This window comes from Streptomyces sp. RFCAC02 (assembly GCF_004193175.1).
In the GTDB taxonomy this organism is placed as follows: Bacteria; Actinomycetota; Actinomycetes; order Streptomycetales; family Streptomycetaceae; genus Streptomyces.
Genome location: NZ_SAUH01000001.1, coordinates 4,898,609 through 4,912,195 on the forward strand (window position 1 = coordinate 4,898,609; position 13,587 = coordinate 4,912,195).

A 13,587-nucleotide genomic window follows, 5' to 3' on the forward strand; every position below is an offset into this window, starting at 1 on the left:
CCTGGATCACTGGTTCACATAACGCTCGGACTGCGCCCGGAGTCGTGGCGGTCGTCGCGGGGATCGCCCCAACTATGCCGGTGCCGTGGAGGACGGCCGCAGCCGGGTCCCCGGTTCCACGGCGCGCGGGCGGCGCGCGTGCGACGCCCGGGCAACGATCTCCGCGCGGACCGTGATCAACGGGACGGAGCGTCGTTACTACGGATGGAGGACCGCCGCCGGTACGACCGTCATCACGGAGCGCGCGGACCGGTCCGGCCGGCCAGCAGACGAGCGGACCAGCAGACAGGTGACACGGATGAACGCACGCTCCCGCCCCGACCATGCCCCGGGCCGAGCGCGCGGACCGGTGGCGCCCGCCGGACCCGCCCGGGCCGGCGAGCCGGTCGTCCCCCGGCAGGGCGGGCACGCCGCCCCCTCCGGCGCCGGCACCGGCCCCGTCCGGTCCTGGCCGCTGGGCGCCGATCCGCTCGAACACCCGGATCCCGCGCTCGCCGCCGACGCCGCCACCGTCGACAGCCTGCTCCGCTGCTGGGTGCGCGAGACGGCCGTCCCCCGCCCCGCGGGCGACGTGCTGCGTCTGCCCCTGCGCGCCTCGGGGACGGTGCTGCGCGTTCCCGTGCGCCACTGGTCCGCCGCCGGGCTGCACCGGTTCGGCCCGGCCGTTCCGGAGGGCGCGGCTCCCGGAGCCGCACCTCTCGACGCCGTGACGCTCGCCGCCCTCCTCGCCCGCGAGGCGGCGCACGGACCCGGCGGCGCACCGGACGGGTCCGCCCCCGCGGGCGGTACGGACGCGCCGGTCACCGAGGCGACCGACCTGGTCGGCCGCGTCGCCGACTCGGTCCGCCGCACCGCCGTGTTCCTCACCGACCGGCGGGCCGCCCCCGGCCCCGCCGCGCACGGGGACGCGTTCCTGGAGGCCGAGCAGTCCGTGCTGCTCGGTCACCCCCTGCACCCCACCCCGAAGAGCCGCGAGGGCCTGGCCGGCGACGACGCCCGGCGCTGCTCGCCCGAGCTGCGCGGCTCCTTCCGGCTGCACTGGTTCGCCGTCCACCGTTCCGTCCTCGCGTCGGACTCCGCCTGGACGGAACGGGGCGCGCCCGTCGCGGCGGAGACGCTCGCCCTGCGCCTCGCGGACCACGGACCGGCCGACGACCTGCCGGCCGGCACCGTCCCCCTGCCACTGCACCCCTGGCAGGCCAGGGAGATCGTGCACCGGCCCGCCGTCGCCGCGCTGCTGTCGGCCGGGCTGCTCCACGACCTCGGCGAGAGCGGCCCCCACTGGTACCCGACCTCCTCCGTCCGCACGGTCCACCGGCCGGGCGCCCCGGCGATGCTCAAGCTGTCGCTCGCCCTGCGCATCACGAACTCCCGCCGCGAGAACCTCCGCAAGGAGCTGCTGCGCGGCGTCGAGGTGCACCGGCTGCTGCGCTCCGGGCTCGGCGCCCAGTGGCGTGCGGCCTTCCCCGGCGGGCCGGGGTTCGACATCGTGCGCGACCCGGCGTGGCTCGCCGTGGACGACACGGACGGCCGTCCGCTCACCGGCCTCGACACCGTGGTGCGGCACAATCCCTTCGCCCCCGGGGACGACGTCTCCTGCCTGGCCGCGCTCACCGCGCTCCGGCCCTGGCCCGGCGCCCCCGAGACCCATCTCCGGTCCCGGCTGGCGCGCATCGTCGACGCCCTCGCGGAGCGCACGGGGCGCGGCCGGCGGGCCGTCGCCGTCGAATGGCTCCTGCGCTACCTGCACGCTGTCGTGCGCCCTCTGCTCTGGCTGGACGCGCACGCCGGGGTCGCCCTGGAGGCGCACCAGCAGAACACCCTGGTCATCCTCGACGCGCAGGGCTGGCCGGCCGGCGGCCGCTACCGCGACAACCAGGGCTACTACTTCCGCGCATCGCGCCGCGCCGAGCTGCGGCGGCGGCTGCCCGGCCTCGGCGAGCGGTCGGACACCTTCGTCGCGGACGCGGTCGCCGACGAGCGGTTCGCCTACTACGTCGGCATCAACAACGTCTTCGGCCTCATCGGGGCCATGGGCGCGGAGCGGCTGGCCGACGAGGAGCTGCTGTTCGCCGCCTTCCGCGGCTTCCTGCGCGCGGCGGCCTCCGACGGCGACGGCCCCTCGTCCCCGCTCGTCGGGCACCTGCTGGAGAGCCGGACGCTGCGCTGCAAGGCCAATCTCCTCACCCGGCTGCACGGCCTCGACGAGCTCGTCGGGCCGGTGGACGGGCAGTCCCGCTACGTGGCGGTGGCCAATCCGCTGGCCGCCCGCTGACCCGGCGGGCCGGTCCCGGCCACCGAGGGAGCCGTACGCCATGCACGCCGCCCGCGACCGGCACGCCCCCGCCGGCCGGCCGTCCGACGAGATCCGCCGCTGGCCGCCCGTCCGCACGGCGGCGGGCAGCCTCCTGCTGCGGCCCGTGTGCGAGGAGCGCGATCTGCCGCTGCTCTCGGGGTGGATGAACGACCCGGCCGTCGCGGCCTTCTGGGAGCTGGCGGGCCCCGCCGCGCGCACGGCGGCGCACCTCGCCGCGCAGCGCGCCGACGGCCACAGCGTCCCGTGCCTCGGCCTGCTCGACGGGCGGCCGATGAGCTATTGGGAGGTCTACCGCGCCGACCTCGACCCCCTCGCCCGCCACTACGCGGCCCGTCCCCACGACACCGGGGTCCACCTGCTGATCGGCGGCGCGGAGGACCGCGGGCGGGGCGTCGGCACGGCGCTGCTGCGCGGTGTCGCCGACCTCGTCCTCGCGCGGCGGTCCCGGTGCGGGCGGGTCGTCGCCGAGCCCGACGTCCGCAACGCCCCGTCCCTCGCCGCCTTCCGCGCCGCCGGCTTCCGCCGGGCCGCCGACCTCGACCTGCCCGGCAAGCGGGCCGCGCTCATGATCAGGACCCGCTGACCGGCCCGCCGCACCGCACAGACGCCGCCCCCGTACAGACAAGGAGCCACCGCATGGCATCCCACCCGATTCCGCAGTCCGTCCCGCTGCCGTCCCAGCAGCGTCCGCAGCGTCACTGCGAGGCGGAGCTGTGGCGTGCGGCGAAGCGCCGCCTGATGGCGAAAATGCTCTCCGAGTTCGCCTACGAGGGGATCATCTCGCCGGTGCCGGACGGCCCGCCCGGAGAAACGTATCGGCTGCCCATCGCCTCGGGGATGACGTATCGTTTCCGCGCCCGGCGCGGCGCATACGGCCACTGGGATGTCGATCCGGACTCCCTCGGACCCGACGCGGACCCGCTGGAGTTCGTCGCCTCCGCGCACGACGGCCTGCTCGGCCTCACCGGTGACACGACCGGCCACCTGATCCGCGAACTCACGGCCACGCTCGCCGCCGACGTTCGGCTCGCCGCCACGGCCCCCTCGGCCGCCGAACTCGCCGACCTCGACCACGCCCGGCTGGAGGGACACCAGACCGGCCACCCCTGGCTCGTCGCCAACAAGGGACGCATCGGCTTCTCCGCCGCCGACGCCGCCCGCTGGGCGCCCGAGGCGCGGGAGCCGGTGGCCCTGCCCTGGCTCGCCGTCCACCGCGACCTGGCGCGCTACCGGGGCGTCCCGGACCTGGACACCCCGGAGCGGCTCTACTCGCAGGAGCTGCACGCGGCGACCCGGGCCGCGTTCGCGGAAACGGTCGCCGAGCGCGGCCGCAACCCCGCGCACTACCTCTGGCTCCCGGTGCACCCCTGGCAGTGGGACCACACCATCGCCCCGCTCTTCGCCCCGCAGATCGCCGCCGGGTCACTGATCCCGCTCCCCAGCGACGGGGATCTGCGGCTGCCGCAGCAGTCGGTCCGCACCTTCCTCAACACCACCCGCCCCGACGCCCGCACGGTCAAGCTCCCCCTCTCCGTCCTCAACACCCTCGTCTACCGGGGCCTGCCCACCCGCCGCACCCTCGCCGCGCCGGCCGTCACCGCGTGGATGCACGGCCTGCGCGACAGCGATGTCTTCCTGGCGGAGGAGGCCCGGCCGATCCTCCTCGGCGAGACGGCCTCCGTCACCGTCGAACACCCGCTGTACGACCGCCTGCCGACCGTTCCCTACCAGTACAGGGAGCTGCTCGGCTGCATCTGGCGCGAACCGATCGGCCCCTACCTCGCGCCCGGTGAGCGTCCGCGCACCCTCGCCGCCCTCCTGTACACGGACCAGTCGGGACGCTCGCTGACGGCGGAGCTGGTCGCCCGCTCGGGGCTCGCGCCGCGCGCCTGGCTCCAGCGTCTCTTCCACGCCCTGCTCCCGCCGCTGCTCCACTTCCTGTACCGCTACGGCACGGTGTTCTCCCCGCACGGCGAGAACACGCTCGTCGTCTTCGACGAGGAGGAGGTCCCGGCACGGCTCGCGGTGAAGGACTTCGTGGACGACGTGAACCTCAGCGCCCGCCCGCTGCCCGAGCTGGACGCGCTGCCGCGGCAGGTGCGGGACGTCCTGCTGACGGAGCCGCCCGGCTTCCTGCCGCAGTTCATCCACGGCGGGCTGTTCATCGGCGTCTTCCGGTACCTGGCGCCGCTGTGCGAGGACCAGCTCGGCGTGCCCGAAGCGGATTTCTGGTCACTCGTCCGGGCGGAAATCCTGGCCTACCACCGGGACTTCCCCGAGCTGCAGAATCGATTCCGGACGTTCGACCTGCTCGCGCCCCGCATCGACCGGCTCTGTCTCAACCGCAACCGGCTCCACCACGACGGCTACCGGGACCGCGCCGAACGGCCGCACGCCACCGTGCACGGTGCCGTGGCGAACCCGCTGCACGGCACCTGACCGGCGGCGGGGCGGGACGGCCGGAAACGAGCGGCCGTCGGCGGTTGTCCGAGGTGGCGGTTAAGGTGACTGCCCTATGACTGACACCTCCGGGAAGCCCGGTCTCCGAGAACTGCTGCACGCCGCCGTGTCCGCGGTCGGCGGGACCGAGCGGCCCGGTCAGGTCGCCATGGCCGAGGCCGTCGCCGAGGCCATCGAGAACGACACGCACCTCCTCGTGCAGGCGGGCACCGGGACCGGCAAGTCCCTCGGCTACCTGGTGCCCGCCATCGCCCGGGGGGACCGTGTGATCGTCGCCACGGCGACGCTCGCGCTGCAGCGGCAGCTCATCGAGCGCGACCTCCCGCGCACGGTCGAGGCACTGCACCCGCTGCTGCGGCGGCGCCCCGAGTTCGCGACGCTCAAGGGCCGGTCGAACTACCTGTGTCTCCACCGCCTCCACGAGGGCGTGCCGCAGGACGACGAGGAGGGCCTCTTCGACCAGTTCGAGGCGGTGCAGGCGGCCGGGCCGCCGAGCAGCCGCCTCGGCAAGGACCTGCTGCGGCTGCGCGACTGGGCGGACGAGACGGAGACCGGCGACCGGGACGCGCTGACGCCCGGCGTCTCCGACCGTGCGTGGGCGCAGGTGTCGGTGTCGTCCCGCGAGTGCCTGGGCGCCACCCGCTGCGCCTACGGCGCGGAGTGCTTCGCGGAGGCCGCGCGCGAGCAGGCGAAGCTGGCCGAGGTCATCGTCACGAACCACGCGCTGCTCGCCATCGACGCGATCGAGGGGGCGCCGGTCCTCCCCGGGCACGACGTGCTGATCGTGGACGAGGCGCACGAGCTGGTGTCCCGGGTCACCGGGGTGGCGACGGGCGAGCTGACGCCCGGCTCGGTCGCCCGCGCGGTGCGCCGGGCCGCGAAGCTGGTGGACGAGAAGGTCGCCGACCAGCTCCAGACCGCGTCGGAGACGTTCGAGCGGCTGATGGAGCTGGCGCTGCCCGGCCGGCTGGAGAAGCTCCCCGACGACCTCGGGTACGCGCTCGCCGCCCTCCGGGACGCCGCGCGGGCCGTCATCACCGCCCTGGGGAACACGCGCGACGCCTCCGTCGCCGACGAGGACGCGGTGCGCAAGCAGGCGCTGGCCTCGATCGAGACGGTGCAGGACGTGGCCGAGCGCATCGTGCAGGGCTCCGAGTACGACGTGGTGTGGTTCGAGCGGCACGACCGCTACGGCGCCTCGCTGCGCGTCGCGCCGCTGTCGGTGTCGGGGCTGCTGCGGGAGAAGCTGTTCGCCGAGCGGTCCGTCGTCCTCACCTCGGCCACGCTGAAGCTCGGGGGCGACTTCGACGGTGTCGGCGCCTCGCTGGGGCTCGCTCCCGAGGGGCGGCACGGCGAGGAGTTCCCGGAGTGGCGGGGGCTCGACGTCGGCTCGCCGTTCGACTACCGCAAGCAGGGCATCCTGTACGTCGCGCAGCATCTGTCGCCGCCCGGCCGGGAGGGCAGCCGGAGCGACATGCTGGACGAGCTGGCGGAGCTGATCGAGGCGGCGGGCGGCCGGACCCTCGGCCTGTTCTCCTCGATGCGGGGAGCGCAGGCGGCGGCCGAGGAGCTGCGCGGGCGCCTCGACATGCCGATCCTCCTGCAGGGCGAGGAGACGCTCGGCGAGCTGATCAAGACGTTCGCCGAGGACGAGGCGACCTGCCTGTTCGGCACGCTGTCGCTGTGGCAGGGGGTGGATGTGCCGGGACCGAGCTGCCAGCTCGTGGTGATGGACCGCATCCCGTTCCCCCGGCCGGACGACCCGCTGGTCAGTGCCCGGCAGAAGGCCGTGGAAGAGGCCGGGGGGAACGGTTTCATGGCGGTGGCGGCGACGCACGCCGCTCTGCTGATGGCGCAGGGAGCGGGGCGGCTGGTCCGGGCCACGGGGGACCGGGGCGTCGTGGCGGTCCTGGATCCGCGGCTGGCCAAGGCGCGGTACGGCGGCTTCCTCCGGTCGTCGATGCCGGACTTCTGGTACACGACCGACCGCAATCAGGTGCGGCGCTCACTGGCCGCGATCGACGCGGCAGCGCGGGACGCCGCCGCGTCGTGAGGAGGGTGCCGGCGGCGTCAGACGCGCCGCATGACGGCGACGACCTTGCCCAGGATGGTGGCCTCGTCACCCGCGATGGGCTGGTAGGCCGCGTTGTGCGGGAGGAGCCAGACCTGTCCGTCCTCGCGCTTGAACCGCTTGACGGTCGCCTCGCCGTCGAGCATGGCGGCGACGATGTCGCCGTTCTCCGCGACGGGCTGGCGGCGGACGGTGACCCAGTCCCCGTCGCAGATGGCCGCCTCGATCATGGAGTCGCCGACGACCTTCAGGACGAACAGCTCACCGTCGCCGACGAGCTGGCGCGGCAGGGGGAAGACGTCCTCGACGGATTCCTCGGCGAGGATCGGCCCGCCGGCGGCGATGCGGCCGACGAGCGGGACGTAGGAGGCGGCCGGCTTGCCCGCGGTGTCGGCGGCCTGGGGGACCGGCGTCTCCGCGCCCCTGACCTCGTACGCGCGGGGCCGGTGCGGGTCGCGGCGGAGGAAGCCCTTGCGCTCCAGGGCCATGAGCTGGTGGGCGACGGACGAGGTGCTGGAGAGGCCGACGGCCTGGCCGATCTCCCGCATGGACGGCGGGTAGCCGCGGCGCTGGACGGAGTCGCGGATGACCTCGATCACGCGCCGCTGCCGGTCGGTGAGGCCGGAGCCGTCGGCGCGGATGCCTGGCGGGCGGCCGGGGAGGGGGCGTGGGGCGGAATCGTCCGGGGCGGGCGTGGTCACCGGGGCGGCGGTCCGGTCCTGGCGGCGCTCGGCCGCGGTGATGGCGTCGTCTGCTGCGGTGGTCATGTCGGCCCCTTCTCAGGCTGGTACTCCCTGGTCACACAACGGTAGTTGCTATCGAAAGGTTGCGCCAAACACACGTTCGAGTGAAAAATCGCTGATCAGCCCACCCGGCCGGGGGGGCGGGGTGTAAAGCGGGCCGGGCGCAGTGCGGGGTTGCGTGCGAAGCGTCACCGCCCGTGCGATAGCCTCCCTGGCGTCCGTCGCCGGCGCCGTTCCCGGGGCGATGCGGGACGCTTCGTCGGAACCGTCCGACACGCGCGGCGGCCGATCGCCCTCAGACCCTACATGTAGTGGTTTGATGTCTGGCGACTCCCCACAAATAGTGGTCCGGTCGCGCGTGAGTGCCATCGATCGCCTATGCTGGGGGTACCCCGAGAGGGCGTGCGAACGCCCGGTTCGGGGAAGGCGGAGCCGTATGCCCTGCGGGGCTTCGGCACGCTGTGTGACCGATGCGCGTCAGCCGGGAGAAGGGACGAGACCCATGCACTGCCCCTTCTGCCGCCACTCCGACAGCCGCGTCGTGGACAGCAGGACCGCGGACGACGGCACGATGATCCGCCGCCGCCGCCAGTGTCCGAACTGCACGCGCCGCTTCACGACCGTCGAGACGGCGTCGCTGATGGTGATCAAGCGCAGCGGCGTCACCGAGCCGTTCCGCAGGGACAAGGTCATCGCCGGCGTGCGCAAGGCGTGCCAGGGCCGTCCCGTCACCGAGGACGCCCTCGCCCAGCTCGGCCAGCGCGTGGAGGAGGCCGTGCGCGCCACCGGCAGCGCCGAGCTGTCCACGCACGACGTCGGACTCGCCATACTCGGTCCGCTCCGCGAGCTGGACCTGGTGGCCTACCTGCGGTTCGCGTCGGTCTACCGTGCGTTCGACTCGCTCGAGGACTTCGAGGCGGCCATCGCCGAACTCCGCGAGCGGGAACGACCACCCGCCGCCGCGGGCGCGGCGGACGCGCCCGCCGGCCGGCCGGCCACGACCGGCTGACACCGGCCCCGGCACCCCCGCTCCGCCGCCCGCACCGGCGGTCCGGCGCGGTGCCGCGACACACAAGAGTTTGTCCGGGGCGCACCCGTGCGTCCCGGTCACCGGAACCGAACCTGCGACCGGACCGAGCCGGTCGCACCAGGGCGTCATGCCCGTACAGGGAGGCGGAATGACTGAGACGACGAGCGGCCCGGCACGCGGGTCCCGCGCCAAGGGCGGCAAGGGGACCAGGGGCCTGCGGATCGAGCGCATCCACACCACCCCCGGAGTGCATCCGTACGACGAGGTGGTCTGGGAGCGCCGGGATGTCGTCATGACCAACTGGCGCGACGGCTCGATCAACTTCGAGCAGCGTGGCGTCGAGTTCCCCGACTCCTGGTCGGTGAACGCGGTCAACATCGTCACGAGCAAGTACTTCCGCGGCGCGGTGGGGACGCCGCAGCGGGAGGCGAGCCTCAAGCAGCTCATCGACCGCGTGGTGCGGACCTACCGGGCGGCGGGCGAGGAGCACGGCTACTTCGCCGAGCCCTCCGACGCGGAGATCTTCGAGCACGAGCTGACCTACGCGCTCCTGCACCAGATCTTCAGCTTCAACTCGCCCGTCTGGTTCAACGTCGGCACCGCGCAGCCGCAGCAGGTCAGCGCCTGTTTCATCCTCTCCGTCGACGACTCCATGGAGTCGATCCTCGACTGGTACAAGGAGGAGGGGATGATCTTCAAGGGCGGCTCGGGGGCCGGCCTGAACCTCTCCCGCATCCGCTCCTCCAAGGAACTCCTCACCTCGGGCGGCAACGCCTCGGGTCCCGTGTCGTTCATGCGCGGCGCCGACGCGTCGGCCGGGACGATCAAGTCGGGCGGCGCCACGCGCCGTGCGGCCAAGATGGTCGTGCTCGACGTGGACCACCCGGACATCGAGGCGTTCATCGACACCAAGGTCAAGGAGGAGGAGAAGATCCGCGCCCTGCGGGACGCGGGCTTCGACATGGACCTGGGCGGTGACGACATCACGTCCGTCCAGTACCAGAACGCCAACAACTCCGTGCGTGTGAACGACGAGTTCATGCGGGCCGTGGAGGCGGGCGAGAAGTTCGGGCTGCGGGCGCGGACCTCCGGCGAGATCATCGAGCACGTGGACGCCCGGGCGCTGTTCCGGCGGATGGCGGAGGCGGCCCACGCGTGCGCCGACCCGGGCATCCAGTACGACGACGTGATCAACCACTGGCACACCTCCCCGGAGAGCGGCCGGATCAGCGCGTCGAACCCGTGCAGCGAGTACATGCACCTGGACAACTCCTCGTGCAACCTCGCCTCCCTCAATCTGATGAAGTTCCTCGATGACGACGACGAGGGCAACCAGTCCTTCGACGCCGTGCGCTTCGCCAAGGTCGTCGAGCTCGTCATCACGGCGATGGACATCTCCATCTGCTTCGCCGACTTCCCGACGCAGAAGATCGGCGAGACGACCCGCGCGTTCCGCCAGCTCGGCATCGGGTACGCCAACCTCGGCGCCCTCCTCATGGCGACCGGTCACGCGTACGACTCGGACGGCGGCCGCGCCCTCGCCGGCGCGATCACCTCGCTGATGACGGGCACCTCCTACCGCAGGTCCGCCGAACTGGCCGCGATCGTCGGCCCGTACGACGGCTACGCGCGCAACGCCGACGCGCACAACCGCGTCATGCGCCAGCACGCCGACGCGAACGGGGCGGCCGTCCGCATGGACGACCTCGACACCCCGGTCTGGGCGGCGGCGACCGAGGCGTGGCAGGACGTGGTGCGGCTCGGCAAGAAGAACGGTTTCCGTAACGCCCAGGCGTCCGTGCTCGCCCCGACCGGCACGATCGGTCTGATGATGGACTGCGACACGACGGGCGTGGAGCCGGACCTCGCGCTGGTGAAGTTCAAGAAGCTCGTGGGCGGCGGGTCCATGCAGATCGTGAACAACACCGTCCCGAAGGCGCTCAAGCGCCTCGGCTACCAGCCCGAGCAGGTCGAGGCGATCGTCGCCCACATCGCCGAGCACGGCAACGTCGTGGACGCCCCGGGGCTCAAGCAGGAGCACTACGAGGTGTTCGACTGCGCGATGGGGGAGCGCTCCATCGCCCCCATGGGCCACGTGCGGATGATGGCGGCCGCCCAGCCGTTCCTCAGCGGCGCGATCTCCAAGACCGTCAACATGCCGAGCACCAGCACGGCGGACGACGTCGCCCAGATCTACATGGAGGGCTGGAAGCTCGGCGTCAAGGCGCTCGCCGTCTACGTCGAGAACAGCAAGGTCGGCCAGCCGCTGTCGGCGAAGACGAAGGAGACGGAGAAGGCCGCCGCTCCCGAGCCGGAGAAGGTCGTCGAGTACCGTCCGGTCCGCAAGCGGCTGCCGAAGGGCCGGCCGGGGATCACCACCTCGTTCACGGTGGGCGGGGCCGAGGGCTACATGACGGCCAACTCCTACCCGGACGACGGGCTCGGCGAGGTCTTCCTGAAGATGTCCAAGCAGGGTTCGACCCTGGCGGGCATGATGGACGCCTTCTCGATCGCCGTGTCGGTGGGCCTCCAGTACGGGGTGCCGCTGGAGACGTACGTCTCGAAGTTCACCAACATGCGGTTCGAGCCGGCCGGCATGACGGACGACCCGGACGTCCGGATGGCGCAGTCGATCGTGGACTACATCTTCCGGCGGCTGGCGCTCGACTTCCTGCCGTTCGAGACCCGGTCCGCGCTCGGCATCCACACGGCCGCCGAGCGGAAGCGGCACCTGGAGACCGGGTCGTACGAGGCGTCCGACGAGGACGTGGACGTGGAGGGCCTGTCCCAGTCCGCGCCGCTGCAGGCGGACACCCGGCCGCCGGCTCCCGCCGCCGTCTCCGTGCCCGAGCCCGCGGCACCCGAGGCGGCGACGGAGCGCCCGGCTCCGCGTGAGGCCCACAGTTCGACGGAACTGCTGGAGATGCAGCTCGGCCTGAACGCCGACGCGCCGCTGTGCCTGTCCTGCGGCACGAAGATGCGCAGGGCGGGGAGCTGCTACCTCTGCGAGGGCTGCGGCTCGACCAGCGGCTGCAGCTGATCCCCCGACCGGAGGCGGGGGTGCCGATCCGGCACCCCCGCCTCCGGCGTGCGCGGAGTCCCGCCACCGGGCCTGGTACGGCGATCGCCGCTGTGGCATGCCCGGATCCAGGACCCCCCTGTTCGAACACGCCCTGCGGCTGCACCGGCTGACGCCCGGCGGCCCACTGCCCGACGAGGGCGAGTCGTATCCCGATGAAGAGCTGCGCGGTGGCGCGTGGCGTCCCGAGGTGCCGCGTCCGGACTGGCGTGCCGCCATGCGGGCCTGTCTTACCGAAGACAACGGGGCATGGACCTGGCCGGCCGACACGGTGATGCCCGGGCTCGGTCTGCGGCATCTCCACGAGGATCCGCCGGCCGCGGGGGCGTGAGCGCGCCCCCGGCGTCGGCCACCGGTCACCTGTGTGGCGTGCTCGTGCGGCCGTGGTCCGGGAACCGGGTGAGCATGGGGGCATGAGCGGCGCGATTCTCGTCACAGGGGGCACGGGGGAACTCGGACATGAGGTCGTGCGCCTCCTGGCCGAGTGCGGCCGGGAGCTGCGCGTCCTCAGCCGGCGGGACCGTCCCGGTGGTGCCGGATGCGCGGTGGACTGGCACGTCGGTGACCTCGGCACCGGCGACGGCCTCGACGCCGCGCTGGCCGGCGCCGGCACCGTCGTCCACTGCGCCACGACGGCGGGACGCGCCGACGTCGCCGCGACGCGCCGGCTCACGGCCGCGGCGCACCGTGCCGGCGTCCGGCACCTCGTCTACATCTCCATCGTCGGAATCGAACGCGCTTCGGCCTTCCCCTACTACCGGGCGAAACTCACCTGCGAGCGGATCGTCGTGCGCAGCGGCCTGCCGTGGACCGTGCTGCGGGCGACGCAGTTCCACACGCTCGTGGCCCGGTTCGCGCTGGCGCAGCGCAGGCTGCCCCTCGCCCTGACGCTCGGCGGTGTGCCGCTGCAGCCCGTGGACGCGAAGGAGGTGGCCGGGCGGCTGGCCGAACTGGTGCGGGGCGCCCCGGCGGGACGCGTCCCCGACATGGGCGGCCCCCAGGTGCGGACCCTGGACGAGATGACCCGCACCGCCCTGGCGGCGGACGGGAACCACCGGCCGGTCGTGCCGCTGCGGCTGCCCGGCAAGCTGTTCCGGGCGCTGCGGGCGGGCGCGCTGCTGGCGCCGGACGCCGCGGTGGGGCGGGTGACGTTCGACGACTTCCTCGCCGCCCGCTGACCGCCGGCGGGGCGGTGGAGCCCGGCCGACCCGTGGGGGATTTGGGCGCGTTGGCCGTACGATGGCGCGGTGCTGGTGAAGTGGATGCGCTGTACCGTGGTCGACCGAGCCGGTTTCGAGCGGGGGCAGCGGAAGTGGGCGGGCCTGCTGGGCGAACCGGGTTTCCGCGCCCAGGGCGGCGGCTGGAGCCGGGGGCGGCCGGACGTCGTCCACCTCTTCGGCTTCTGGGAGAGCCGGGCGTTCTACGACTCCTTCATGGCCCGCTCGCACGACCGGCTCGCCGCAGCGCAGTCCGGCACGTACCAGGACATGCAGGTGCGGCTCTTCGAGTACCGGTTCGACGTGAAGACCGGCTTCGAACCCCGCTTCACAGAGGCGGACCTTCTGCGGGTGGCGCACTGCCAGGTGCACCGGGAACGTGCCGAGCACTTCTCGCTCATGCAGGAGAAGGTGTGGAATCCGGCGATGGCCGGTTCCCCCGGCATGCTGCGCGGCGTCTTCGCCGAGGCGGAGAAGGAGAGCGAGTTCCTTGTCCTGTCGATGTGGGACTCGGCGGCCGAGCGCGCCAAGTACCGCACCGAACGCGTGGAACGTCTCGCGCTGCGGGCGCAGATCGGCGCGGATGTCGCCGCGATACAGGGCGATGTCATCGACATGGAACCGCTGTGGACCGTCTGAGGCGCTGATGTGGCGGCATGTGGGGGGTCGC

10 protein-coding genes are annotated in these 13,587 nt (G+C 73.2%); 9 read left to right on the forward strand and 1 reads right to left on the reverse strand.

Annotated elements, in window-relative coordinates; translation table 11 throughout:
• Positions 1–298: 298 nt before the first annotated feature.
• From EMA09_RS22650 to EMA09_RS22665, 4 genes are all read left to right on the forward strand, one after another.
• Positions 299–2,275 carry an IucA/IucC family protein gene (locus tag EMA09_RS22650; RefSeq protein WP_129842821.1) on the forward strand — a complete coding sequence of 659 codons (1,977 nt, stop codon included), beginning with the start codon at positions 299–301 and terminating at the stop codon, positions 2,273–2,275.
• Complete coding sequence (locus tag EMA09_RS22655; RefSeq protein WP_240796711.1) at positions 2,178–2,900, forward strand: GNAT family N-acetyltransferase; 723 nt, start codon at positions 2,178–2,180, stop codon at positions 2,898–2,900. Before EMA09_RS22650 ends, EMA09_RS22655 begins: the two co-directional genes overlap by 98 nt.
• A gap of 155 nt (positions 2,901–3,055) precedes the next feature.
• Positions 3,056–4,756, forward strand: a complete 1,701-nt coding sequence (locus EMA09_RS22660) for an IucA/IucC family siderophore biosynthesis protein (RefSeq protein ID WP_240796712.1) — start codon at positions 3,056–3,058, stop codon at positions 4,754–4,756.
• A gap of 76 nt (positions 4,757–4,832) precedes the next feature.
• Positions 4,833–6,830, forward strand: a complete 1,998-nt coding sequence (locus tag EMA09_RS22665; protein WP_129842823.1) for an ATP-dependent DNA helicase — start codon at positions 4,833–4,835, stop codon at positions 6,828–6,830.
• Between the two features lie 17 nt (positions 6,831–6,847).
• Here the strand turns inward: EMA09_RS22665 and lexA are convergent, their stop codons facing one another.
• Positions 6,848–7,615, reverse strand: a complete 768-nt coding sequence (lexA, locus tag EMA09_RS22670) for a transcriptional repressor LexA (RefSeq protein WP_129842824.1) — start codon at positions 7,613–7,615, stop codon at positions 6,848–6,850.
• A gap of 478 nt (positions 7,616–8,093) precedes the next feature.
• Between lexA and nrdR the strand changes: the two genes are divergently transcribed.
• The 5 genes from nrdR (at position 8,094) to EMA09_RS22695 (ending at position 13,556) form a co-directional block, all read left to right on the forward strand.
• Positions 8,094–8,600 carry a transcriptional regulator NrdR gene (nrdR, locus tag EMA09_RS22675; protein ID WP_129842825.1) on the forward strand — a complete coding sequence of 169 codons (507 nt, stop codon included), beginning with the start codon at positions 8,094–8,096 and terminating at the stop codon, positions 8,598–8,600.
• Positions 8,601–8,769: 169 nt separating this feature from the next.
• A complete protein-coding gene (locus EMA09_RS22680) occupies positions 8,770–11,661 on the forward strand; it encodes a vitamin B12-dependent ribonucleotide reductase (RefSeq protein ID WP_129842826.1) in 2,892 nt (963 codons plus the stop codon).
• A 97-nt stretch (positions 11,662–11,758) separates the two neighbouring features.
• Complete coding sequence (locus EMA09_RS22685) at positions 11,759–12,031, forward strand: hypothetical protein (RefSeq protein ID WP_129842827.1); 273 nt, start codon at positions 11,759–11,761, stop codon at positions 12,029–12,031.
• Between the two features lie 82 nt (positions 12,032–12,113).
• Complete coding sequence (locus tag EMA09_RS22690; protein ID WP_129842828.1) at positions 12,114–12,878, forward strand: SDR family oxidoreductase; 765 nt, start codon at positions 12,114–12,116, stop codon at positions 12,876–12,878.
• A gap of 69 nt (positions 12,879–12,947) precedes the next feature.
• A complete protein-coding gene (locus tag EMA09_RS22695; RefSeq protein WP_129842829.1) occupies positions 12,948–13,556 on the forward strand; it encodes a YdbC family protein in 609 nt (202 codons plus the stop codon).
• Positions 13,557–13,587 lie beyond the last annotated feature (31 nt).